25 protein-coding genes are annotated in these 22,952 nt (G+C 44.8%); 5 read left to right on the forward strand and 20 right to left on the reverse strand.

The window, feature by feature from the left end; genetic code table 11:
• Positions 1-35: 35 nt before the first annotated feature.
• Positions 36-950 (forward strand): PocR ligand-binding domain-containing protein, encoded by a 915-nt coding sequence (locus ACR6HW_RS03775; protein WP_455729833.1) that lies wholly within the window; start codon positions 36-38, stop codon positions 948-950.
• 246 nt (positions 951-1,196) lie between these two features.
• Here ACR6HW_RS03775 and ACR6HW_RS03780 read toward each other — a convergent pair whose 3' ends face one another.
• The 13 genes from ACR6HW_RS03780 to ACR6HW_RS03840 all read right to left on the reverse strand — a co-directional run bounded on the left by ACR6HW_RS03780 (position 1,197) and on the right by ACR6HW_RS03840 (position 12,264).
• Positions 1,197-1,541, reverse strand: a complete 345-nt coding sequence (locus ACR6HW_RS03780; protein WP_455729834.1) for an SH3 domain-containing protein — start codon at positions 1,539-1,541, stop codon at positions 1,197-1,199.
• A gap of 7 nt (positions 1,542-1,548) precedes the next feature.
• Entirely contained in the window at positions 1,549-1,725 is a 177-nt protein-coding gene (locus ACR6HW_RS03785; protein WP_455729835.1) for a hypothetical protein, read from the reverse strand.
• Positions 1,709-2,581 carry a phosphotransferase gene (locus tag ACR6HW_RS03790; RefSeq protein ID WP_455729836.1) on the reverse strand — a complete coding sequence of 291 codons (873 nt, stop codon included), beginning with the start codon at positions 2,579-2,581 and terminating at the stop codon, positions 1,709-1,711. Before ACR6HW_RS03790 ends, ACR6HW_RS03785 begins: the two co-directional genes overlap by 17 nt.
• 31 nt (positions 2,582-2,612) lie before the next feature.
• Positions 2,613-3,773: a TFIIB-type zinc ribbon-containing protein gene (locus ACR6HW_RS03795; protein ID WP_455729837.1), complete on the reverse strand. Its 1,161-nt coding sequence runs from the start codon at positions 3,771-3,773 to the stop codon at positions 2,613-2,615.
• A 9-nt stretch (positions 3,774-3,782) separates the two neighbouring features.
• Positions 3,783-4,925 (reverse strand): SPFH domain-containing protein, encoded by a 1,143-nt coding sequence (locus tag ACR6HW_RS03800; RefSeq protein ID WP_455729838.1) that lies wholly within the window; start codon positions 4,923-4,925, stop codon positions 3,783-3,785.
• A 31-nt stretch (positions 4,926-4,956) separates the two neighbouring features.
• The gene (locus ACR6HW_RS03805) at positions 4,957-5,499 is read right to left on the reverse strand and encodes a DUF1697 domain-containing protein (protein WP_455729839.1); all 543 of its coding nucleotides are present in this window, start codon (positions 5,497-5,499) and stop codon (positions 4,957-4,959) included.
• 45 nt (positions 5,500-5,544) lie between these two features.
• Positions 5,545-5,913 carry a hypothetical protein gene (locus ACR6HW_RS03810; RefSeq protein WP_455729840.1) on the reverse strand — a complete coding sequence of 123 codons (369 nt, stop codon included), beginning with the start codon at positions 5,911-5,913 and terminating at the stop codon, positions 5,545-5,547.
• A gap of 483 nt (positions 5,914-6,396) precedes the next feature.
• Positions 6,397-7,893: a thiol-activated cytolysin family protein gene (locus ACR6HW_RS03815; protein ID WP_455730860.1), complete on the reverse strand. Its 1,497-nt coding sequence runs from the start codon at positions 7,891-7,893 to the stop codon at positions 6,397-6,399.
• A 247-nt stretch (positions 7,894-8,140) separates the two neighbouring features.
• Positions 8,141-8,608, reverse strand: coding sequence for a pyridoxamine 5'-phosphate oxidase family protein (locus tag ACR6HW_RS03820; RefSeq protein WP_455729841.1), 468 nt, complete (start codon positions 8,606-8,608; stop codon positions 8,141-8,143).
• A gap of 140 nt (positions 8,609-8,748) precedes the next feature.
• Positions 8,749-9,522: a class I SAM-dependent methyltransferase gene (locus ACR6HW_RS03825; protein WP_455729842.1), complete on the reverse strand. Its 774-nt coding sequence runs from the start codon at positions 9,520-9,522 to the stop codon at positions 8,749-8,751.
• A 103-nt stretch (positions 9,523-9,625) separates the two neighbouring features.
• Positions 9,626-10,495 carry a GNAT family N-acetyltransferase gene (locus tag ACR6HW_RS03830; protein WP_455729843.1) on the reverse strand — a complete coding sequence of 290 codons (870 nt, stop codon included), beginning with the start codon at positions 10,493-10,495 and terminating at the stop codon, positions 9,626-9,628.
• 26 nt (positions 10,496-10,521) lie between these two features.
• Complete coding sequence (locus ACR6HW_RS03835; protein ID WP_455729844.1) at positions 10,522-11,760, reverse strand: glycoside hydrolase family 3 protein; 1,239 nt, start codon at positions 11,758-11,760, stop codon at positions 10,522-10,524.
• Between the two features lie 12 nt (positions 11,761-11,772).
• Positions 11,773-12,264 carry a hypothetical protein gene (locus tag ACR6HW_RS03840; RefSeq protein WP_455729845.1) on the reverse strand — a complete coding sequence of 164 codons (492 nt, stop codon included), beginning with the start codon at positions 12,262-12,264 and terminating at the stop codon, positions 11,773-11,775.
• 255 nt (positions 12,265-12,519) lie between these two features.
• Here ACR6HW_RS03840 and ACR6HW_RS03845 point away from each other — a divergent pair, with 255 nt between their 5' ends.
• Both ACR6HW_RS03845 and ACR6HW_RS03850 read left to right on the forward strand, forming a co-directional pair.
• Complete coding sequence (locus tag ACR6HW_RS03845) at positions 12,520-12,810, forward strand: DUF2089 family protein (RefSeq protein ID WP_455729846.1); 291 nt, start codon at positions 12,520-12,522, stop codon at positions 12,808-12,810.
• A gap of 2 nt (positions 12,811-12,812) precedes the next feature.
• The gene (locus ACR6HW_RS03850) at positions 12,813-12,992 is read left to right on the forward strand and encodes a hypothetical protein (RefSeq protein ID WP_455729847.1); all 180 of its coding nucleotides are present in this window, start codon (positions 12,813-12,815) and stop codon (positions 12,990-12,992) included.
• A gap of 242 nt (positions 12,993-13,234) precedes the next feature.
• On the opposite strand, the gene ACR6HW_RS03855 is transcribed toward ACR6HW_RS03850, so the two are convergent.
• Positions 13,235-13,339, reverse strand: coding sequence for an HPr family phosphocarrier protein (locus tag ACR6HW_RS03855; protein WP_455729848.1), 105 nt, complete (start codon positions 13,337-13,339; stop codon positions 13,235-13,237).
• Positions 13,340-13,628: 289 nt separating this feature from the next.
• On the opposite strand from ACR6HW_RS03855, the gene ACR6HW_RS03860 reads away from it, so the two are divergent.
• Complete coding sequence (locus ACR6HW_RS03860) at positions 13,629-15,071, forward strand: DEAD/DEAH box helicase (protein WP_455729849.1); 1,443 nt, start codon at positions 13,629-13,631, stop codon at positions 15,069-15,071.
• Between the two features lie 21 nt (positions 15,072-15,092).
• Positions 15,093-15,287, forward strand: a complete 195-nt coding sequence (locus ACR6HW_RS03865; RefSeq protein WP_455729850.1) for a YwbE family protein — start codon at positions 15,093-15,095, stop codon at positions 15,285-15,287.
• A gap of 84 nt (positions 15,288-15,371) precedes the next feature.
• Here the strand turns inward: ACR6HW_RS03865 and ACR6HW_RS03870 are convergent, their stop codons facing one another.
• The 6 genes from ACR6HW_RS03870 to ACR6HW_RS03895 all read right to left on the reverse strand — a co-directional run bounded on the left by ACR6HW_RS03870 (position 15,372) and on the right by ACR6HW_RS03895 (position 22,895).
• Positions 15,372-16,955, reverse strand: coding sequence for an ATP-binding cassette domain-containing protein (locus ACR6HW_RS03870; RefSeq protein ID WP_455729851.1), 1,584 nt, complete (start codon positions 16,953-16,955; stop codon positions 15,372-15,374).
• Positions 16,956-16,966: 11 nt separating this feature from the next.
• A complete protein-coding gene (locus ACR6HW_RS03875; protein WP_455729852.1) occupies positions 16,967-17,263 on the reverse strand; it encodes an SPASM domain-containing protein in 297 nt (98 codons plus the stop codon).
• Positions 17,264-17,717: 454 nt separating this feature from the next.
• Complete coding sequence (locus ACR6HW_RS03880) at positions 17,718-18,470, reverse strand: APH(3') family aminoglycoside O-phosphotransferase (protein ID WP_455729853.1); 753 nt, start codon at positions 18,468-18,470, stop codon at positions 17,718-17,720.
• Positions 18,471-18,500: 30 nt separating this feature from the next.
• Positions 18,501-19,100 (reverse strand): DUF3885 domain-containing protein, encoded by a 600-nt coding sequence (locus ACR6HW_RS03885; RefSeq protein ID WP_455730861.1) that lies wholly within the window; start codon positions 19,098-19,100, stop codon positions 18,501-18,503.
• Between the two features lie 263 nt (positions 19,101-19,363).
• On the reverse strand, positions 19,364-21,121 hold the full coding sequence (locus ACR6HW_RS03890) for an ABC transporter ATP-binding protein (RefSeq protein WP_455729854.1): 1,758 nt from the start codon (positions 21,119-21,121) through the stop codon (positions 19,364-19,366).
• Entirely contained in the window at positions 21,108-22,895 is a 1,788-nt protein-coding gene (locus ACR6HW_RS03895) for an ATP-binding cassette domain-containing protein (RefSeq protein ID WP_455729855.1), read from the reverse strand. Before ACR6HW_RS03895 ends, ACR6HW_RS03890 begins: the two co-directional genes overlap by 14 nt.
• Positions 22,896-22,952: the final 57 nt, after the last annotated feature.

Consider the following 22,952-nt stretch of genomic DNA (forward strand, 5'->3'; position numbering starts at 1 on the left):
TGGTATAATTTCGATGACCATAAAGGAGGTTTACTATGTTGAAGGATGTCATCGACATCGAAAAGTGGCAAGCACTACAAGACGCCGTTGCCGAAGTCACACAGTTTGCTATAATCACTGTGGACTACAAAGGCAATCCGGTTACGACACACAGCCGTTGCTCTGAGGTTTGCCGAAAAGCACGGGAAAATCCGGAACTCTTAGCCAGATGTCTCACCTGTGATGCCAGAGGCGGCCTTGAAGCGGTACGCACAAACGCGCCTTACATTTACCACTGTCACATGGGCATTGTGGACATCGCTATTCCCATAGTCGTCGAAGACCAATACCTCGGCGCCATTATGGCCGGCCAAGTGCGACTCGTTCCCGAAGAAGCACATCGCATTGAAGTGCTCTACACACCACAGCATTTAGCGGCGCCGGAGGCTTATGAGGCACTGCCCGAGTTCACTCTGGAAAGCATCTCAAGTGTCACCGAGATGCTGCGTCAGCTCTCGCATTTTATCGTCAGCGAAGCCGTAGAAAAGCACAGCCGACAAGACGCCTTTGTCGCTCTTTTCAAAGATCGCATGACCTCTCTTTCCGGCGACTTTCTCGATTTGCTTTTGGCCCCACCGGCACTGACCGATTCTGTGGAAAAACACAAAGTTTTAAAACCGGCTTTCGACTACATAGCTGCACATAAAGACCGCATGGTAACACTTGATGAAGTGGCTGCGGTCTGCTATATCAGTCCGGGGTACTTCAGTCGGCTTTTCAAAAAAGAGACCGGCGTCAATTTCAGTACCTTTCTCAATCAAATGAAGCTCAGCTGGGCAGAAGAACTTTTGCTGACGACGCAAATGACAGTGGCGCAAATTAGTGACGCATTGGGTTACAGCGATGTCGGTTACTTTATTAAAAAGTTTAAAGCCCACCGTGGCACCACGCCAAAACGCTTTCGAACTTAAAGGGACGGTTCTTTTGTGCCGGATATCACTATATTTTACCATTCAAGAGTACTGCCGCGCGCTAAAACTCTAGATTCTTCAGTATCGGCGCAAGTCCCTGCGCCGGTACAACTCGTCTTCACCAATCCCCTGAAAGTATGGTGAAGGCGCGCTGATGTGCGCTCAAAAAACCTCGCTATTTAAAGAGATAGCGAGGTTTTTTATGGAATATATTAGGGTTTTTCGGCACAAAAGAACCGTCCCTCTTTAAACAGTGAGATGATTGAGCGGTGCCCAGCCCAACTGATCCGGCGTCTGTTCGAGATACCCGAACACCCAGCCGTTGAGGGTACTTTCGCCGATGACCACATCGCCTTTGTGCACAGTCAACTCTGTGGCGTCGTAGGCTTTCGACACAGTGCCCTCATCGCCACATCTGTCGATAATTTGAGCGGGTACCCATCCCTCGGCGTGCTCAGCTACACAGTACACCCAGTTCGGCCAATCGCCGTTTGGATCCGACATTTCTTTACAGACGACGCGTTCACCTGCTTTGAGTTTAATAAAAGTCTCTGTTTCCGGCACCCAGTCCTTTGTCACATGATAGCGCATAGTGCCCTCACTTTCTCTCATTTTTTCTGCCAGTAATCAAATAGTACCCCAGCAACACCGCTGCTGCAATCATAAGTGGCGCCGCTAAGCCATCGGGTACAGGCGTTATAAAGCGATTGGTTAACATGACGCCAGAGGTCAGCGCCAAAGCCAATAAAACCGCCCAACTATTTCGTTTTTTCATATGCGTCTCCAATCTGATAATAAGTAAGCAGTTGCGCCGCAACTTCCAACCACGCTTTGTGCTCGGGATTGAGACAGGCGCTCTCGACACACCAGCAGAGTGCCATCGCCGTCTCTACATAAAGACTGAGGGCAACGGTTTCAACAGGTATCGACACTTTCGACGCCAAAGTCTCGACGACATAAAGGGTTGATTCTAAAGAGGTTGTTCCGTCCCCATAAAAGCATTCGTTTAAAATAAACCGAGGCAAATCGAATAAGGGCGGTCCGACGACGCCTTTGGGGTCTATTATACCGTAATCACCGTTTGATTTCAGCAATAGGTTGTCGTGATGCAAATCGCCATGTAACAGTGTTCGCTCGCCATATGCACTAAAAAGGGACGTACACAGACGTTCTGCTCTAAACATCTGTTCAGTCAAGAGGGGATCGTCACTGTTTTCAGCCATGTAGGCGGCAATGCGCTTTACCCACTGCAGGTACGTCGGAAAGGCGCTCTCTTCAACTGAAACAGGCGTTGCGTGTAGCTTGCTGTATACCGTTACAAATGCTTCAATGCGCCTATCTAGCGCGGCCTCTTCTCGAAGAGGCGTGCCGGGTACAAAGGCCTCTAGGAGCATGAGGCCTTCTTCAGGCATCATGGCGTAGCACTTGCAAAATGAATCGCTTCCGTAAGCGACGTTGTAATCAAACAGCCCCTCATTTGAAGCTTTTAAAACAACGGGACCATAAGTGGACGAATGGCATCTCAGTACTGTGTTGGTGGGATAAGATTGGAGCTCGTGTATGTCGGTCAGTTGCCAAACGGATTTTGCCCACTGGAACCACTGGGTACTTTCATAGTTTTCAGGTTTCACGCCTTCACTTCCCCCTCTCCTGTTACCCCACTTATACTGCGCCTGAGTTAAGAGCGTAGACGACTGCCAATACGAGCACGATTGCCGCAAATACCAGCAATGCGATTTTGACAGGGCTCTTTGGGTAGTCGCCGACGGTTTCGCCGGTTTGTCCGTTGACCATAAAGTGGTAGACTTTTGACTGGTAGGTGAAGTTCGACAGCCATATGGGCAATAGGATGTGTTTAAAGGTTACGTCGTTGTACGCGGTTTTGACTTCCAGGAAGCGCACTCTGTCGCCGCCGATTTTTCTGTGGATATCCGATTCAATGGCGTTGTCGATGGCCCATTTGCCGCTTTCCCAGCCTCGCTCCAATGAAACGCTGTACCGCTCGGCGAAGAAGCCGGACAAGTACTCGGGTTTATAAGGTGCCAATGCCTCAAGGTGAAAGGGTTTGACTTTTTCGAGCATGGTGCCGTCGACTTTGTCCGATGCGGTTGTAAGCACGTCGTCGAAGAACCGGCTGTGGTCGCCGCGCACATGACGCCATCTGATGCGACGCTCTTGGTACGTTTCCTGTTTGCCGTTGACGGTACGCGTTCGCGTGACATAGTAGTAGTCGCCCCGCTGTGCGGTATAATAGGAATACGTGTTGGCATCGTAGGTCCAGTGCGGCACATAGGTGCCCATCAAGCGGTTTTGTTTGTACGCCTTTTTGAGATCGTTCGGCGCGAGCCAACGCTTGGCAATCCATTGATGGAACGATTGTCCAGCCCCTTTTTCTGTTACGGAAAACGGTACGAGGTAATGTGGAGGGATGGTGTTTTCCGCCTTCTTTTGCGTAATGTGCGACGACCCGCAGTAGTTGCACGATTGCGCTTGGGTATGGGGATCGAATATCATTTCCGCGCCGCAGGTGGTGCAGGAAAAACTGGTGATGTCGTCTTCTTCCCAGCCTCTGACACCGGCGCGAAGGGCGGTCTTAAAACACTGTTCGACGATGTCGCCCTTCTCCACTTCTATGGCCTGCTCCGAACCACAGTAGTTGCATTTGAGTTGACTGGATTCGGGGTCGAATGCCATGGGGCCCCCACAAGATGCACAGGGAAAGCTGGCGCTCCCCTCAAAATGCGACTCCACGGTTTCTTCAACTTCACCTTCTACAACGTCTTCTTCCAATTCTTCTATAGCGTTTTGATCTTTTGATTTCATAATGGGCCCCTACAGTTTGCCGCCGCAATGCGGACAGAATTTGCCGCCGAGCTCTACGGCTTCTCCACAGCTCGGACAAGTCGATGCGACGTTTTGACTGGCACCACATTCTCTACAAAATTTTGCGTCTGAAGCAATGGCGTGTCCACAGGCAACACATGTTTTTGAAAAACTGCCGCCGCACTCTCTACAGAACTTAGCACCTGCCGCGTTCACGGTGCCGCAACTCGGACACTTCTCGCCGGCTGCCGTTTGCGTTGCCGGTTGTGACGGCGACTCAGACTGTGACGGTTGCGACATGGCGTCCTTCATCATCTGCCCGATGCCCATGCCCGCTCCGAGTCCTGCACCCATACCTGCCATACCGCCGCCGGTATTTTGCGCCGCATCTCGAATGGCCTCGGCGCTTTGGAACTTCATGTATTGGTTGAGATCGCCAAGTGCGCCCATTTGCGTCCGCTTGTCAATGGCTTCTTCTACGGATTGAGGCAACGATAAGTTTTCAACTGCAAAGTCCGAAATGGTCAAGCCAAAGACCGAGAAGCGTTCATTGATACGTCCCATGGCCATTTGGCCGATTTCGTCGTACTGTGTCGATAAATCCATCGCCGGAATTTTAGCTTCAGCTATGACGTCGGAGGCACTGGAGACAATGAGGCTCTTGAGGTGCTCATTGATGTTGTCCACGGTGTAGAATTTGTTGGAGCCAAACACTTCTTTGAGGAAAACCACCGGATCGTCCACTCTAAACGAGTAGATGCCGTAACCCCTTAAGCGCAACATGCCAAAATCGGCGTCTCGCATCATAATCGGATTGGTCGTCCCCCAACGCTGATTGGTAAACTGTTTGGTGTTGACGAAATAGACATCCGTTTTAAAATGGTTTTCAAAGCGCGTCTTCCAGTTGGAAAGCGATGTTAAAATCGGCGTCGTCTCGGTGTTCAGTGTGTACTTTCCGGGCTGATAGACATCTGCCACTTGACCTTCGTACACGAAGATCGCCACTTGTGAAGGGCGAACAATCAACTGCGCCCCGTCTTTTATCTGTTGCTTGTCCACCATGGGAAATTTGTAAACCATGGTATCTTGTGAAGCGTCCTCCCAATGGACGACTTCTATAAACTCACCTTTTAAAAAATTAAATAAACCCATTTTCGACTCCTTTTGTTACTGTATATTGTACCTACACTTTGGGTAGGCGTTCGACCAGTTGTCCGACGGTCTTCCAGTTTCGAACCGTGTGAATTCCATCAATTTTGTTTAACTTTGTTGCCAACTTGGCATTCCGAATGCTGTCTGAAAACAGCAAGTACACCGTATCGCCTGCGATGACAAATCGTTCCGAGTCACTTTCATAAGGCGCCAAAAGCGCCGCGTCTTCAGATGTCAGTATACGGTTGAAAAAAGCCACATAAAGACTTTCTTTTCCCGAGGCATCCGCCGCTTTCACCGACGCCTCTGTAAAGGGGCAAGTTGCCGCCACGGCTTTGAAAGCTTCTCCCGTTCTCAATACCACCGGCACATCGAAGCCATAAGCTTCGCGTATGGCGGTCTCTATAACGTCTGCCGACACATCTTGCCCTTGAAAAACGACGTTGCCGCTTTGTATCACGGTCTGTACATCGCAATACCCCAAGCGCTCGAAAAGCGTTTTCAAATCCGCCATCTTGATTTTGTGTTTGCCACCGACATTGATGCCTCGCAGCAAGGCAATACAAGCTGTCATAGGGCCTCCTTTCCAATTAATTGCGCACAATTGTTTAGCACGCAATCATTTTGATAATTGTGCTGTATTGATGTTTTCTAGGCGTTTAAACCGAATTTGGTCTGAGGCGTCTGCCACGCGTTCTGCAACGCCATCTGCTATGAGAATGGGCCCCACATAAGAGGCAATAGCCGTTTTGGTGACCTGCGCTATCAACCATTCGCCGACGCTACCTTGAGGTGGCGTCGTTCGCGATGTGCCAATGCGCACCGTCTGACCTTGAAAATGTGCCATCAACTTGCGGTAATCTGCCTTGGTAACAATGGTCTTCTGACGGTGGTTCTTACCATAGAAAAGCGTTGTTCCTTCATGTACATTACCGATATAAGTAAATGTACTTCTTCCACCCCAAGTCTTCATTTTAATACCGAACACAGCTTCCTCCTTTATTTTAACATAGATTGTCTTCTAGCATCCCATATTTATACATTTTTTATGGTTTAATAATGTTTCGGTAAGACCTTTGCAACGCAAGTTTTCAGAACTTTTGTTCTATTATACCTTATTTCCATTGGAACATAAAGTGTTGTGCCGTTCAATGGGGACGGTTCTTTTGTGCCGGTGAAACTGGGTAAAGCCCGTAGAGCTCGTCTATCAGCGATGTGCATGTTGTCCACCGCGTTCACCTACGCCGGTATGCAGCGGTTTGACACCGGTCATTTTACAGCATGCGTCTGTCCCTCTCCATTTTAAAGTTACAAGCACCATTCAGCTGCTTTCAACAGTTGAGGCAAATTTGGCAACTCCTTTTATGGTAATTTATAGTGTTTTCTGGCACAAAAGAACCGTCCCCAAAAGACAAAAAACAAAACCGTTCCCCTTGTATCCATAAATACAAGGGGAACGGTCATTACCAACTTACTTAATTTCTATATTGCCATAAGGATTCAAAGTCGTGCCGCTTACAGTGACGTTAATCTCAGCGCCCATAGGCACATGGTGCTCGTCCAGTACCGTACGCCACCATTCCCAGGCCAATCCGGTACACTCTCTCGCAAAAATACGAATGTTTCGCGTGTTGGGCTCCAATGGAATGACCGTTGAAAACGGTGCGGTTCTATCGGACCAGTTCCCCGACCACGCTCGCGGCGTCACCACCTCATTGCCGTTTTCGTCGTAATCGAACTCGTCCCAAGTAATCGCGAACTGTGCCACATAACCACCACTGTGATTCAAATTGATGCGGCCTTTTTTATAAGATGTAGCCGTCGTTTCAACATACTCCGTTCTGTTTTGGACAGCGGCAACAGAATTGTCTTTTAAGAACACACTGGTATAAGAAATCGGATAAGCCGGATTTTTAAGACTGAAAGTCGCGTTTTCCTTAAGTACTTCTTTAATCTCATCAAAATCCTTCGTAATCACTTTATTGTGTGCCGCTGCATCGCCCCCTAACACCACCGCCGTGAAGGAACTGTTTTCAATAATTTCCTTATATGCGGCGTTGGCATCGACATTGCCATTTTTGAGCAATGCTTTAAAAGCCGATTGTACCTCTTTGTTCTTTGAAGTCGTTTCGAGCTTAACATATACGGTTCGGCCATAGGCCACATTTGAAACCATTAGTGGCGGCGCTTGTGCGCTAACGCCTTTTTGTTTCAGTTCTTCAAACGATACCGAATCGGCAAACAACTCAGAAGGACGCGGTGGCATTTCCGAACTTACCGTATAAAAAATTTGTTTGTAGGCGGCGACCATCACGTTCTTCTCGCCACTGGAGACTGCGTTAAAATCAATCCCCAACGACGTGTTCAGGACTTTGGCGTTGACATTGAGTGCCGCTTCAATCTGTGATTTGCTGTAAACCATCGATTCCGAGTACTGAGTCCGGGCCGGCAATGTGTGTGTATCCGAGTTTTCAGCGCTCCATTTGTTAATCAAAGTGTCCACCGCACCGGATACCCCTGCATAAGTTGGGTTTTCAACAGTGACCGCATTGTCATACCCCATCCCGGGTAAATCGATGCTGATGTTGAGCGGTTTCCGTTCTGCCACCAGCAGATCCGGTCTGTTTTCGACAAACGCCTGATTGGCTAATTGAATGGCCCCCGGGTACGTCCGATCGGTAACAGAGTCGACGATAGAAATGTCCACAGGAGATGTGGAAAGCGATTTCTTTTCCCGTTCAATAACGATAAATTCGCCGTTCTCAGAGGTGCTCTCCCTCGGTACAAAACTCTCGATAGAATCGCCTTTTTGTGCCAAGACTTCATAGCGGTTGTAATCCAAACCGTAGATCCCGGCATCGATGTCGTTACCGCTTTCAGTGGCGGCATAGGCAACCGCAGGTTGTGCCCCTAGGCAAATACACGTCAGCGCCAATACCGAAAGGCGCTTTTTTAGACTTCGCTTCATTTGAGTCATACGCTTACCTCCTTAAAAATGTTGTGTTACCCACTGTTGTTTTGTCGATAAATAAACGCTCCGATGTGCATTGCCCCATGTATGTGTACATAGTATACATAATGGATGAATCTGTCAATGCATTTGTTTCTTTTTTGTTAAATATCTACAACAATTTTTAAGGTTTATTTAAGCGTGTAACAACAAAAAACTTTTCTGCAGCAGTCGAGCCGAAGTACCGTCCCTTTAGCCAGTAACATTAAATGACCACGGGGTCGAAATCAAAGGGCAACACCTCACAGGCCTGCGATACAAAATCTACTCTATAACCGGTGCCATCTGCGTAGAAAAAACCTTTGGTTAACTCGATTTTCAAGTAACACATCCGCGCATCGCTTTCGTCATTGTGCTCAAAATACCAAGTCTCAAACGCTTTGACTAGCTTTTCGCGTATAGCGCCATTCTCAGGCGCCAAAGGGTGTCCAATGTTGTAAGCGCGGCCACCAAAACTGTAGAGCTTGCTGCACAACGCCACCTCGGGATTGGCTTCAATCTCCCGCACCTTCCTCGAGCCCGCATACGTCACCACATAAAAACACGACGCATCGTAAAACGTATCCACGACACGCACCGAAGGCATCTGCCCACACACCGTCGCCAACGCAAACTGACAATCCTTCGCAAACAGCTGCGCCAACACCTCCAACCCCTTCTCATATGTACACATCTCAACACCTTCCTTATAATCCAATGCCTCAACTCAAGCCTATGGGCAACCGACCCCTCAATGGCCGCAGAGGACCAGCCCCACACACGCCACCCATATATGGTAAATATTATAGGATTCCGGCACAAAAGAACCGTCCCCTAAAGTTTGCGAGCAATAATCAAACCGTGCTCACTTGCACCGAGAACCGTTCGGTCTTCACAAGAACTGTAGTGAAACTCTAGCCATTTCTCAAAAGCCTCTTCCGATAAGTTGTTCACCGTATCGGCAACGGCAAACTTCATACCATCTGTAGCCACGTGATGCAAGAGCTGAACAGAATGTAGCGCCATTTCCGCTTCAACCCCTTCCGGCGTCGCCGCATAAAAAACAGTGTTCTTGTCATGCCAACCAGTTGTCCTATAAGCTTCCAGCAGCGCCGGCGAGTTGGCAAACATCTCGCTGTACTTAATGATATTGGCGTAGCGATTCACATACGATAAAGCGTAAATCCCCCCTTTTTTCAAAACTCTTAAACTTTCTTCTATGGCGCGATACCGCACTTTTTCCTCTTTCAAATGGTAATAAGAGCCGAGATTTAAAACGGCGTCAAAAGTTTCGTCTTCGTATACAGACAAATCGAGAATGTTCCCGACAAAAATCTTTTCAATTGACCCATCGCCTCTATTAATTTTTTCAACATTTTTGGCCACCAAATCACAAGCGTGAACGCCATGACCACGCGCTGCCAAATAATGCGCGTATATGCCTCCACCAGCACATGCATCGAGAATTTTAGACGATTCCATCAACGCCGCGTTCAAATACCGCACCGTCGTCAAAAACTCTATTCGATTGACCTTTTTCCGCTTTAAGCGCTCCGACTCTTCAATGTCGTTGTAAAACGCCTCAACCGTAGAACTCAAAATTTCCATAGACAGCCTCCTCATACTAAAAATATACACAAAATCTGGCCAACCGACCCCTCAATGGCCGCAGAGGACCAGCCCCACACACGCCACCCATATATGGTAAATATTATAGGATTCCGGCACAAAAGAACCGTCCCTCAAACAAACATTTTTCCCTTTCCCCCAATACTCGCATAGGATTGTCCAGCGGCAACGCCACCACCCCTTTGTACAAAAGTCCCAACTTTTCACAGGTTCGCTTAGAGGCTAAATTGTCCGGGTTGCACGTAATATAAAGGTGTGTCATCCCATGTGCCCGGGCAATTATAAACAGCAGGCGACAGGCTTTTTCCGCATAGGCGTGTCCCCTATGTGCAGCATCGATGCCATAGCCGATATGCCCTCCGTAGTACGTATTTTCACAGTGCCCTAGTCGCAGATCGCAGTGTCCAACCGTCTCGCCGGTTTTTGCAAGCACCACGCTGTACTTAAGAGCGGGAACGTACCCTTTCTCAACGTCACCAGGGGTCTTCTCATCCAAGTGCAGCTCAATCATGCCGTCGGTTATCTTAGTCGCATTTTGAAAACGGGAGACAAAATTTGCCTGTAGCAGCGCCTCAGCTTCACGTGCACCGAACCACCCTTCCCCTGCGCCAACCTGCGGGTAGAGCCGCTTGAGTTCCTCGTTGGGATACACCGGCGCCACCTCTCCTATAGGAACCCCCACAAACTTGTGGTCGCCGTCAGCGCGTTTAAAGACGCCAATGATTTCTACAGCGACGCGCGCGCCAAGCGGGTAGTGGCTTGCCGTCATCAAGAGCACGTCCATGTGCGCTTCAGGAGGCGTGCCGGTCTCAGCCAACCACCCGTAAGCGTAAGGGCATCCTCTCTCATAGAGCAAGCTCTTGTGTTCAGTCTTTTCAAACGATCCATCTACAGCGTTGTAACGCATACGTTGCGGCTCACCGGCCAGTTGCTCGACAATCATGTGGTACATGCCAACCTCCCCTAGTACATCATCCATTATTGGTAAATTTTATAGGATTCCGGCACAAAAGAACCGTCCCCAAAAGTCATCTTAACTGTCAAAATCCTTCGAACAGAAGCCTCTATGCGCGTTTCATCCACTGTGCCACTTGCCACAGCATTTAAAATACCATTGTAAGCCGCTTCAAAATCCGCCGGCATCAAGAGCACATCTGCCCCTGCCTTCAAGGCCATAACAGCGGCCTCATCTGACTCATAAGCATTGACAATCGCCCCCATATTCAACGCATCTGTGACAATAAGCCCGCCATACCCCATATCTTCCCTCAAAATGTCTGTCATCACACGACTTGAGAGAGACGCCGGCGTTTCGTCACCGGTTACCGCAGGCACTGCAATGTGCGCCACCATAACAAATGGCACGTCCGCCTTTACCGCCGCCTCAAACGGCTTGAGTTCAGCAGCCTTTAACTGTTCAAGCGTCTTTTCAGTGTAGGCGAACCCCTCGTGCGTGTCACCCACCGTGGCACCGTGACCCGGGAAATGTTTAAAACAGGACAACACGCCGCGAGATTGAAGCCCTTTGGACACCGCTAGTGCCATCTCGGAGACCATCTCTGGAGATGTTCCAAATGCCCGCGTCCCAATAACGCGGTTTCGCGATTCCGTCAACACATCAGCCACCGGCGCAAAATCTAGATTAAAGCCGTAGTAACTCAAATACGTGCCAACCGCCTCGCCCACGGCGAAAGCCGCTTTGACATCGCCGGTTGCCCCAATCGACGCCATGTTTTCAAAGACGGACACGTCAAAGGCTTCGTGATTGCCAATTCGAGCGACCACCCCACCTTCCTCATCCACCGACTGAAAAAACGGCACGCAGTCGTGCGCATCCGCGTAGGTTCGAACAGCACCAGTCATCGCTTGAATCTGCTCCGGCGACTCAATATTCCCTGAAAAATAAATGAGGCCACCGACAGGGTACGTTCCCAGTCCCGACGACAGCGCCTCATCAAAAGCCGTCTTCGATGTATTGCCCCCCAACGCTTCCGGTGTCACAATAAAGAGCTGAGCCACTTTCTCAGCGAGCGTCATCGCCTCTAAGCGCGCCTCGACCCGCTGTTCAATAGTGGGTTCGGGAGGCGGCGACACATCCACCGACGCCTCGTGGACATCGACAACACGTTCCAGCGGTACTTTCACATCTGCCGATTGACAACCGCTAAGTATCAGCAGTAAAACTGCCCAAAGCAGTCCTATACCTCCTATTTTCATCGTCCTTCTCCTTTACCTAAAGCCGGGGGGAACACTGCTGCCGGAAAGTGCCCACAAGCCCACCGTCAACACAGTCATACAGAGAAACGCCACAAAATAGTGCAGGCGATACGCACTTTTCAGCTCGAAATACTGAAAGGCCCTACGTCCAAACAGATAGCTGATAAAAAAAGTCGCCAGCGCAACTCGAAAGCTGTATCTGAAAACAGGCGCTGTATCCGGTGCCAGCCACCAGGCGCTACCAACCTTAAGCAGTCGTGACAAAATCGCAAAGCTCGCCAATCCCCACCCCCATTTTTTTCGAAGTAGAAGCCCTGCGCCAATCATCGTATTCAAAACAATCGCACTGCCAATAGGTACCGCATAGAGCTCAATCTGTCGCCTATCGACCCCCAAGCCAAAAGAAAAGTCCACATCGATGTCGAGCAGCATCTTGGCCAAGAAGAAAACAGAAATCAAGTGAATCACCGCTATAACCACAATCGGTATTGGCCTTCTTATCATCGTTCCCCCCTAATAGCTACAACGTGTTGAACATATCATAATTGGGAATCGGCAAGGCCTGTATATCTCCCAGTATAACTTTCATTTAAACACGCCTTAAATATTTGTAATACCATCTTAACACAGATAGGTCCCCTATGGCACATCAAATTCGCGTTCATACCTTTCATAAATCAACGCTTTTATTTAAACTTGACTTTAACTTTATTAAAGGTTAAGCTAAATATAATTAAAGTTAAAATAAAGAGGTGTATTATGACAACCCTGCCCCCTTGGCTCGAATCGCTAGAAAATGAAGAGCTGGCTTTTATCAAAACCTTTGTGCTATGCTCCGGCTCATTAAAAGAGACAGCCCATCATTACGATGTAACCTATCCCACAGTTCGACTTCGCCTCGACCGACTGATTGAAAAAATAAAGCTCACCGATCGCGTAAACGACGATTCCTATATTGTGCTCATCAAAAAATTGGCGCTAGAAGACAAACTGGATTTTAACACGGCAAAACTGCTTATTGAAACTTACAAGACCCAAAAGGAGGTGTAGCAATGATGACCATAACCTTAGGCACCCTTTCAGTGGATATAACGTTTTTCTTCCAACTCTTAAACACTTTACTCCTCATTGGCTTCTTCGTCCTGATCGGCGCTGTTATCCGTCGCGTATTTTTCAAGAAAAAGCGCCCGCCAATGGACGAAAGCGACAAAATGAAAATTAAAGACCTTTAGCAGCTCACAGGGTGCAGCTATTGGGGACGGTTCTTTTGTGCCAGATTTAACTAATTTTTTCCATTTCCAAACGTATTACATTGTGTGTAAGCGCTGAAAACAATCGGTTTAATCAAATGCCCCCTAAGCGGCTACTGCTACGGGCCCTTCACTTTCAAAAAAGGCGCCACACACCGATGCCGTAGGATACAAACCGCCTATCAGCGCTTGTGACAGCACCGGATGGCACAAAAGAACCGTCCCTAAATGAATGCCGAGGTGTACTTTGCCGCTGCCTTTGTTAAAATAGACGCCGGACGAGCGTATAGCCCCGCACTGTCCTGAACTGTAAATTCTACGGTCTTCATTGTATAACCCCTTTTTCTAAAAACGCGCTGACAAGCGCTTTCACAGCACCGTTTGTCCCACATGCAAGCGCCGTCTCAACAAGCGATGCGCTATGGCCGGCGCCTCTTCGTTACAGACGATCTGACATTTAAATTAAATCTCAACGCTACGGGACACTAGTCTGTAGTATTAGAACGGTTAATCAATTAATACAGGGCTATCGGTCAGATCAGATGGGAAAACCTTCTTTATACGTCTTATCTGTGATATAATAGTCGTTTATAACGTCTATCAAAGAAAAGAGTAAACATGAAAAATACAAAATTTGAGACATTGGGTTTAGAAAAAAGTCTCTTGAAATCATTAAAGTTATTGGGTTATCATCACCCCACTGAAGTACAAGTTACGGTTATTCCAAAACTTTTGGCAAATCAAGACCTCATGATTAAGTCTCAAACAGGCAGTGGTAAAATGGCTGCTTTTGGTATTCCTATTTTAAACCAAGTCCATTGGGACGACCATGACGCACAAGTGCTGGTTTTAACACCGACTAGGGAACTGGCAGAACAGGTAAAGGAAGAACTTTTTAACATTGGTCGATTTAAACGGATGAAAGTGGTCGCTGTCTATGGGAAAACGCCCATCCGCCCTCAAATAAATGCTTTAAAAGAGAAAGTTCACGCCGTAGTAGGGACGCCGGGTCGCGTTTTGGATCATTTAGGTCGAGGCACTTTGGATTTGTCCAATATTCGATATTTTGTACTGGATGAAGCCGACGAGATGCTCAATATGGGCTTTGTAGAGCAGATTGAAGCCATTATCGAGCTTTTACCTCAAAATGTGGTGACGACACTTCTGTCTGCAACGATGCCAGAGAGCATTAGGGGGATTTGTGAACGCGTGATGAAAAATCCTGTACTGATAGAAATGGCGCATGAAGTGGTTAAACCCAAGATTACGCAATGGCAATATGAGGTTCATAAAAATGAAAAATTAAAGCGTCTCGTGGATTTAACCACTGTCCAAAATCCTGACAGCTGTATGATTTTCTGCAACACGAGAAATGAAGTAGATACCGTCTGCAACGTGCTTTATGAGAAAGGCTACCCTGTGAATAAGTTGCATGGTGGTATGAAGCAAGATACTCGAACCAAAGTCATGCAGCGGTTTAGAAAAGGAAAGTTTAGATACCTTGTGGCAACAGACGTGGCGGCAAGGGGCATTGATATAGAAGACATTTCTCTAGTGGTCAACTACGAACTGCCTGAAGAGCCTGAAGTCTATGTACACAGAATTGGAAGAACGGGCCGAAACGGTGGTAAAGGCGTGGCGATATCATTGGTTTCACCAAATGAGGCGCAATATTTAAACGCCATTGAAACGTTAATGGCAGAAAACATACCGGTGAAAGTCGCACCAACACTCAGTGACGTGTCAAACGGTCAAGTGGCTTTTAATGAAAAACTCGCCACCAAACAGGCAGAAAAAATTGACAAATCGGCGGCGCTTGACGAGGAGATTTTAAAGCTTCATATCAATGCGGGCAAGAAAACGAAAATGCGTGCAGGCGATGTGGTCGGTGCAATATGTGGCATTGAAGGCGTTTGTGCAGACGATATTGGCATTATTAACATCGTCGACGTTTCTACTTTTATCGAAATATTGAATCACAAGGGTGAAAAAGTTTACAAGGCATTGCAAACTAAGGCCATCAAAGGTCGTATAAGAAAAGTAAGTCGTGCGAACGCATAAAAGAAGATTAGGGGACAACAAATGAGTCGTGGTAAAAACCGAAGTGATATTAAACCTGGATTAAAAGTTAAAATCGTTTTAAAGAAAGATCAGCGGTCAGGTGTTTTAACGGAAGGGGTTGTGAAAGACCTTTTGACCAATGCGCCGACACATCCTCATGGGATTAAAGTGAGACTTATGGACGGTCAAGTGGGCAGGGTGAAAGAGATTCTATAGTAGGTTAAAAAGTGCGTTTTGCACTATCAGCATTAAGTTTTAAAAGCCCACTCTATAAGTATAGAATGGGCTTTTTCATAGCGATTATATTGTGATTACAGAGTCGATGATATCATCAAATTGATCGTTATGGGTAATCAGTAGAATGATTTTATTGGACTTAAGTTGCTTGAGTTTTGCCTTTAAAAGTAAGGTGCTCTCTTTATCTAATGCGGAGTTGGGTTCATCTAAAATCAGCAAATCTGAATCTTTAAGACAAGCTCGAATGATAGAAATCTTTTGTTTTTCACCGCCAGACACTTTAGTGTCTGATTCACGTGAAAAAATGTCTTTCATACCAAAATAATGCATGTCATTTTCAAGTGCTTCAGTGGAATAATGACATAACCCAAACTGCACGTTTTCTTTTAAAGTGATGTCTAGAAGCATCATTTCTTGTTCAACAAAAGCAATGTGTTTTTCTCTTAGAGCACTTGTATCAATGTCGCGTAAATCCACTTGATTGATGGCAATACGCCCCGTATATTCATTTCTTAGTCCGATTAAAATATCTAAGAAAGTTGATTTACCTGAGCCATTATCTCCAGATAAAGCATATATCGATCCTTTTTTTAAAGTACAAGTGAGTCCATTATAAAAATTTTTGTCGTTTTCAAATGCATAGTTTAAGTTTTCAATTTCAATATTATCGATGGCGTTTAAAGACTGATGGCCAACGGTTTCCTTAGGCATTGATAAGAGTTCTTGCAATCTCACATAGCTCACATTTGCATGTTGGAAGTTTTGACTTAGGGACAAAAAAAATGTTAGTTGTTGTATGCACAGATTGGTATAAGTGGATAGCAAAACAAGTTCACCAATGGACATTTCCCCAGTGACCACCAACTGTCCGCCAACAGCTACTACTAAGATTAAACCTATATATTTTGAAGAAGCCCCACTTACCTTTATTGCGGATGAAATACGAGTGTAACTTAGGCATGCTTTATAAAGTGATTCAAATGCATTTTCTACTCTCTTAATCATACCCGCCTGCCAACCCTGTCTTTTGGTTTGTTTAATAAAGGAGAGTCGTTCATTGTTGGTGGCATAAAAAATGGTATTGGCTTCTCTGTAGGTATACCCTTTTTTAAAGAGCATTTTATGATAGTACAATCCAGCTAATGTATTTGTAAGACAAACCGTGATTACGGCTACGAGTGCATGAGGGTGTATTCTAAAAATAAGATAAAAAAGGACAATCAGTGTAGTTCCTTTTAGAAGCGCTTCAATAAAATGTGTAAACATAAACATAAGAATGGATATAACATCACTGTTTAGACGTTCGTTTAAATAAGCAGGGGTATATGTCTCCACTTTACATAAGGGGATTTTTTCTATATGACATTCTATTTCATTAAGAGTGTCATAACGCATTTTTTGCATCGCTTTCGTATAATACATTTCTTTCCCATAGGTACATATCAAAAAGATGACTGCTAGTGGCGCAATCATGTAGATCGTCTGTTTAATTAACGCGGAATTAGGTTCTAAAATAAAGGCATCTAAAAAATTCGAGAAAACCATTGGAAATAAAATTTCAAGCGCATAAAGCAGTATACTTGTTGTAAGAAAAATAGCAATCATGCCTTTACAATTGTTGCACTTCTTTAGAATATAACGAATCATATTCACCTCTTTTAAATTGATCGTTCAATTTCTTCGTGTGTTATCTTTAGTATTTTTTTGAATGTTCCTTTTCTATTCATACACAGACTGGGTTCATTGGTTTCAAATCTTTTATATATACAACCAGAATGACACAAAGGCAACACTTCGCAATTTGAACAATTACTGTCATAAGAAGAATCAAGCCATTTTTGGTGAACACTATTTTCTATAGACATCTTATCATTTAGATAATCTTTTACCGTTCCAATGATTTCTTTTTCCTCGCCAATTGATTTATAGATATTTTCACTGCTGTCTGTATACAACCACACATAGAAACGCATTTCTTTTTTTGCTTAATTCTCATAAGTTACCCCTATATAATTTGTTTTAATACATATATTATTCTAAACTATATATTTTTCTTGTCAAATGAAAAGACATTTTTTAAAGATATGGTGTGATTCACATGTGATAATGTCTTAAGTAAGCAAACGACCAAGGTAAACACAATAAAAAAAGCGACGGGTTCATGAACGAAAAACAAAATTGCGAAGCCGTAAAAAAATCAGAAAAAAATACCGGTATCTCCCCGGTATCCTTTAAAGTTCAAGACAGCTTATTCTCTTTTCAGAGCGATTATCGTATATATGTACAACCGTTTCTACTGAGAGGGACCGTACCATTTCGTCTAATAGGCGCATAGCGGCCTGAAGACGGCTGCGTCCTTGCCCAGCTTAACCGCATCTTCATGCCCCTTTATCAATTGTATCACGCCTTTTAAAACAATTCGTCCAATAAAATATAGTAGGCGATTTTTTCATCGTCTCGCTCAATGCCCAAATGCTCAAACAAGCGCGTGCTCAGTCTATCGTCTCCGAAATTGTGCCGCATCGAGCGCACACACAGTGCGATGTCCTGCCATTTGTCGGCTATTCCCGCGCGCCCCCAGTCGATAACCCCTGTACAGGCCTCACCTTTAACAAACACATTGGGAAGACAGAAATCGCCATGGGTGAACACCGGCATTTCTTCCGGCCGATTCTCAAAGAGGTACTCAAATAACGCTTCCGGCGTATCAAATGGCGTCTCAGGCTCCCAGTCTTCGACATCCACAAGCCCTTGTGCCACGCGAATACGTGCCCATTCCAGCTTATCGGCTAAGCGGTGCTCAAACGGGCAAGCTTCCACCGGCACCTGCCACAATTGCTTTAAACTGTTTGACAGCGCCAAAACCATCGCCTCTTCGTCTTGAACCTCGTGTGCCATGACGCCGTCCACAGCAGTCATCAGCAAGTAGTCGCTACCATTTTCACTGCTTTGTGCAACAATTTTAGGGACGGGAAGTTGTCCGTCGAGCCACTGGATAATCGCTTGCTCTCGGGTAAACTCCAGATGGGTTTTTTGTATTTTTAAGTAGAGTGTTTTCTGCGCATCGTGGTACTGAACGACTGTCGCTTCTGAACGGCCAATGGCTTCCTCTGTAGCGGTCATTCCCTGTACGCACTGCGCAATGTTCTCCGGTAACTGCATAACGCTCCTCCTCTGTTTACTAAATACATACTAGCGCCTAAACTGCGCGTCAATTCGATCCCTGTCGTAAGCCAGCAACCACCGGCTGTATTGATGGTATAGTGGCCTAAGGGCTTCCGGGGTATTCGCCACCACATCCATCCCCCGATCGTCGTACAGATGCAGAGTGGTGCTCAAGTCGCTTTTAACAAGGTACACTTCGGCATCAATGCCACAGGCCTCCCCCAAATCCACTGAGCAAATCCCTTCAAAGAGCGCCTTGGCATCCAAGTGCCTTTTGTCCAGTTCGTAAATGAGTCGCCACATGGCGCCTGCTGTTTCACTGCTGTCGTAAAGGTGCTCAAACAACTCCGTTCCCAAGGGGACACATGTTTTTTTAAAACAGGCTTCTACGGCGTCCGGCGTCGTGTTCGCCGGCATCTGCGTTATCAAATAAAGGCTGTCGTCGTCGCCGAACAGGGTTTCGTACAACGTCAGCGAACGATTGACGGCGTCTTTCAAATACTTTGGGTTTTCTATGGCCTGATCCGGGTTTCCGATTTCAAATCGAAGACCGTTGGGGGCGTTGTAAAAAAGCGGTTTTTTTATAATCAACCACTCTAGGGCTGTTTTTATCGTTTCAAATGTCATCACTTAATGTCTCCCTTCTTGCAGACTATTTTACCATAGGCCGTTACAGGCATCTACAAGATAATGTAACGATTTGATGACCAATGTTTTATATTTTATCAAACTGTGGTACACTGTCATATCTGAGAAACTCGACAAGTTGATTGAAGCGGTGAAGGCTTCTAACCTTTTTTGCAGTTACATCCTCTCTCCATGAATCTTTGTCGTTTTACATATTTATGGATTGGCATTTATAAAACCGATGTGTATTCGCCCCCTACCTATCACCTTACATACCATTTGGCTTGTGATTGAAATAACTCATAGTATTTTCCTTTTTCCTCAATTAACGCACGATGACGCCCTTGTTCAACAATTTCTCCAGAATCCATTACAATAATCCTATCTGCCATCTTAACAGAACCCAATCTATGCGTCACTAGAATACTGGTCTTATCCTTAGAAACTTCATCAAACATGGTGAAGATATGCTCTTCCTCAATTGGATCAATTGCAGAAGTGGGTTCATCAAGCGCTATCAACTCATGGGGTCTAAAGATACCTCTTGCAATCGCTAGCCTCTGCCACTGTCCACCTGATAATTCTTGACCGCCAAACTCTTTTGCCAGAATTGTCTTCTCACCGGCCTTAAGTTTTTCCGTTGGCAAATTGACTTTAGACATTACTTGGTCAAGGGGCATGTTGGATGGGAGATTACTAATCGTCACATTGTCTTTAACATCTAATTTATACTTAATGAAGTTTTGGAAAACAGAGCTGACATTATGGAACCTGCTGGATGTTGCATAATCAGAGGTGTTTTTATCTCCAACTGCAATACAACCTTTTGTCGGCGTATACAAACCTAAAATAAGTTTTGTTAATGTTGTCTTCCCAGATCCGTTCTCACCAACTATCGCTAACGATGTGCCCTTCTTTATTTCTAAATTTATGTTTGATACCGCGTTCTTGTTGCTGTTAGGATACCTAAAAGATACGTTCTTTAATTTGATATCGTTGTTTTTACTGAGTTCAGAAACATCCAACACTTTTTCATCCTCATCGAGGAAATCTATTAGAAATGTCGTCGATGAAATATTAACCAGTGCCACCCCGATATCACTTATAAGTCGATTAAGCATGTTCACAATCCTATCTATCGAATAGTAGATTGCTGCAAACTCACCAACTGAAACGATGCCGTCAATAAGGTATTTCACCAACAATGCGATGACACCTATATACCCCGCGATGTTCAAAATGCTTAATAGCAACTCCACTTTATATACTTTGAGTTTGCTCACTTTGAACGCTCGACTGAAAGTTTTTAACGCGTCAATCATGAGATTATTGAAAAAAGGATACGATTTATTCTGCAAAGTTTCTTTAAACATTTCTTTTGAAGTAATACATTTCTCATAATACTCAATTTTTCTTTTGATATTTGCACTATTGTCCTCGAAATCATAGTGCCTGTTCATCCTGACCCATTCAGTAACAACTAACGGAATAGAAATAGAAAACAGCAAGGCGACTAATAGCGGTTTGATTGTAAATAGGTAAACGACAACTACTAAGAAAAAAGGGATGTATAAGAACATCACTTGTACCAAAATCCTAATACCGTCAGGGGCTTCCACATTTCCGATATTGGCCTTCTCGAGTTGATCAAATCTCCCGTTATCCTCAAACTCAACCAAATCCATTTTAGATACTTTCTTATGGAAAAGTGACTTTAAGTGGCCACTTCCCCTTCTCCAAAAATAACCTTGAGCAAGGAACTCCAGTAATTCAACTACAGGGTTTAAAACCAACAGAACCGCCAGAGCAATCATCGGTGTATACAACACGCTTATTGGCTGTCCGTCAAAAATGTTAACGACTCTTGATATGAGTAGCTCCATTATCTTTATATCGAAGTACTTTAACAAACTGAACACCAGCGATATGGCAATCAATGCTAAGAAAGTTTTGGGACTGGCATCCCAGCTGTGTTTAAGAATCTTTGATAGGTATTTTCTCTTGAATTTATTTTTCATCATACAACCTACTTTGCTTATTGAACAATTCTGAGTACAGCGTCTTATCTTTCATCAAATTTTCGTGAGTATCACATTCTATAACAACACCCTCATTAAGAACAATAATTTCATCAGCGATTTTTGTCGACCCCAATCTATGACTAATCATTAACATAGTCTTATCCTTAGCAATGTCTATGAAATTGGCGTATATTTTACTTTCCGCACTGGGGCTTAAACTCGACGTCGGTTCATCCATAATGATAAAAGGATTGCCCTTCATCACAGCACGAGCGATGGCAACTTTTTGCCATTGTCCACCTGAAAGATCTACACCTGATTTATCGAGCTTACCCAATACCGTATTTTCCTTTTCCTCAAGATGGTCCACAAAAGAACTCATTTCAAGTTCATTCAATATTTTAGTAATGTCTTTATTCTCATCTCCTAATAAAATGTTGTCCTTAACAGATATAAAATATTTTGCATAATCTTGCGATACTATGGAAAACATATTTCTCAGTTGATTAAATGAATACGTTCTGATGTCTTTATTATTAATGAGGATTTGTCCCTCAAACGTCCTATACAGCCCCGTTAAAATCTTAATTAGGGTTGTTTTCCCTGCACCATTCACCCCCACCATAGAATATGATTTTCCACTTTCGATTGCTAGATTTACCCCTTTTAAGACATAGTCAGAAGACCCCTGATATCTAAACCACAGATCTTTTATGACCAGACTATTAAACTCAATACATTCATCATCATGATTTCCAACTTCACTGTTCTCATCCAAAATCATAAATGCCTTGAAGTCCTTTGCATACTCTGAGTGTGAAGCAAGTTGGAGAAATAAATCTGATAACTGACTAGAAATAATCTTAGATAAACTTATAGAACTGCCTAATATAGAAGTAAACAAGCCCACACTTAAACGATTGTTTTGAACCTCTCTCGCCAGAACCAGTATCAATGGTATCAACATCAAATTGATAACAACATTAATTAACTTGCTCCTAGATACCTCTCTTGCTAAGGCAATCGTATTATGATTTGATCTATACAGATGGGCTTCTTCGAAGCGTTTGTTTATAGTATTTGAGAAGCCAAACAGTTTCCGCTCTGCACTTGACGCCCTGTCCGTCAGAATCTCAGATAAATAGTTCATCTTCCGAGTGATTAAATTGATTTTCTTTTCCTCAGAGTATACGTTCACGCCACCTCTAAAAGAAATATACAACAACGGCATAAACACCAAAAGAAAGAAGAGCAGCTTCCACTTAAGAAAAAATGCTAGAATATACAAAGTACTTATCACTTGAATGCCAATACGAATAAAAGAGAATACGGTTTGAATCACAGCCACTAATTTTGATTCAATATTCGTGGTCGCTCTATAAATAAGATTTTGAGTTGTAGCATCCTCAAATAGCGAATAATCAATGGCGTATTGCTTCCTAATGACTTCTGGTTTGAGTTTATATCTGAATCGCTCTTCAAGCATGCTAAAAAATAGGGTCTTTGTATGCTTACTGAACTGTATATAGACATAACTAAGCACGATGACAACTGAACTCAAAAGTAGCCTAAACGTCTCTTGGTGTTCACTGGTCATGGTCAAAGCTGCATTAATGAACTTTGCCACATAAACAATCATGAGTGGAACGATTAATCCATCTAAGAAGGTCAATAATAGACTTAATCCAAACAACATCGGTGCTGTTTTAACGATGAGTGCCATGACACTCAATAAGGGTATTTTCGTTTGCCTTATGTACTCTTGCTTTATCACAGATTGTATCTCCTTTAATTAGTGTCTATCTGGTTCGTTAACTCGTGCAATCGAGCT

The organism is Fusibacter sp. JL298sf-3, assembly GCF_053842995.1.

Coding starts and splice junctions, on each gene's coding strand:
- ACR6HW_RS03830 (WP_455729843.1), bottom strand. CDS start 10,495: ATGTACCACATGATTGTCGAGCAACTGGCCGGTGAGCCGCAACGTATG.
- ACR6HW_RS03800 (WP_455729838.1), bottom strand. CDS start 4,925: ATGGGTTTATTTAATTTTTTAAAAGGTGAGTTTATAGAAGTCGTCCAT.
- ACR6HW_RS03820 (WP_455729841.1), bottom strand. CDS start 8,608: ATGTGTACATATGAGAAGGGGTTGGAGGTGTTGGCGCAGCTGTTTGCG.
- ACR6HW_RS03805 (WP_455729839.1), bottom strand. CDS start 5,499: ATGACAGCTTGTATTGCCTTGCTGCGAGGCATCAATGTCGGTGGCAAA.
- ACR6HW_RS03885 (WP_455730861.1), bottom strand. CDS start 19,100: ATGACATTTGAAACGATAAAAACAGCCCTAGAGTGGTTGATTATAAAA.
- ACR6HW_RS03855 (WP_455729848.1), bottom strand. CDS start 13,339: ATGAAGACCGTAGAATTTACAGTTCAGGACAGTGCGGGGCTATACGCT.
- ACR6HW_RS03865 (WP_455729850.1), top strand. CDS start 15,093: ATGAGTCGTGGTAAAAACCGAAGTGATATTAAACCTGGATTAAAAGTT.
- ACR6HW_RS03795 (WP_455729837.1), bottom strand. CDS start 3,773: ATGAAATCAAAAGATCAAAACGCTATAGAAGAATTGGAAGAAGACGTT.
- ACR6HW_RS03890 (WP_455729854.1), bottom strand. CDS start 21,121: ATGATGAAAAATAAATTCAAGAGAAAATACCTATCAAAGATTCTTAAA.
- ACR6HW_RS03785 (WP_455729835.1), bottom strand. CDS start 1,725: ATGAAAAAACGAAATAGTTGGGCGGTTTTATTGGCTTTGGCGCTGACC.
- ACR6HW_RS03815 (WP_455730860.1), bottom strand. CDS start 7,893: ATGAAGCGAAGTCTAAAAAAGCGCCTTTCGGTATTGGCGCTGACGTGT.
- ACR6HW_RS03845 (WP_455729846.1), top strand. CDS start 12,520: ATGACAACCCTGCCCCCTTGGCTCGAATCGCTAGAAAATGAAGAGCTG.
- ACR6HW_RS03825 (WP_455729842.1), bottom strand. CDS start 9,522: ATGGAAATTTTGAGTTCTACGGTTGAGGCGTTTTACAACGACATTGAA.
- ACR6HW_RS03775 (WP_455729833.1), top strand. CDS start 36: ATGTTGAAGGATGTCATCGACATCGAAAAGTGGCAAGCACTACAAGAC.
- ACR6HW_RS03840 (WP_455729845.1), bottom strand. CDS start 12,264: ATGATAAGAAGGCCAATACCGATTGTGGTTATAGCGGTGATTCACTTG.
- ACR6HW_RS03780 (WP_455729834.1), bottom strand. CDS start 1,541: ATGCGCTATCATGTGACAAAGGACTGGGTGCCGGAAACAGAGACTTTT.
- ACR6HW_RS03835 (WP_455729844.1), bottom strand. CDS start 11,760: ATGAAAATAGGAGGTATAGGACTGCTTTGGGCAGTTTTACTGCTGATA.
- ACR6HW_RS03850 (WP_455729847.1), top strand. CDS start 12,813: ATGATGACCATAACCTTAGGCACCCTTTCAGTGGATATAACGTTTTTC.
- ACR6HW_RS03870 (WP_455729851.1), bottom strand. CDS start 16,955: ATGATTCGTTATATTCTAAAGAAGTGCAACAATTGTAAAGGCATGATT.
- ACR6HW_RS03860 (WP_455729849.1), top strand. CDS start 13,629: ATGAAAAATACAAAATTTGAGACATTGGGTTTAGAAAAAAGTCTCTTG.
- ACR6HW_RS03880 (WP_455729853.1), bottom strand. CDS start 18,470: ATGCAGTTACCGGAGAACATTGCGCAGTGCGTACAGGGAATGACCGCT.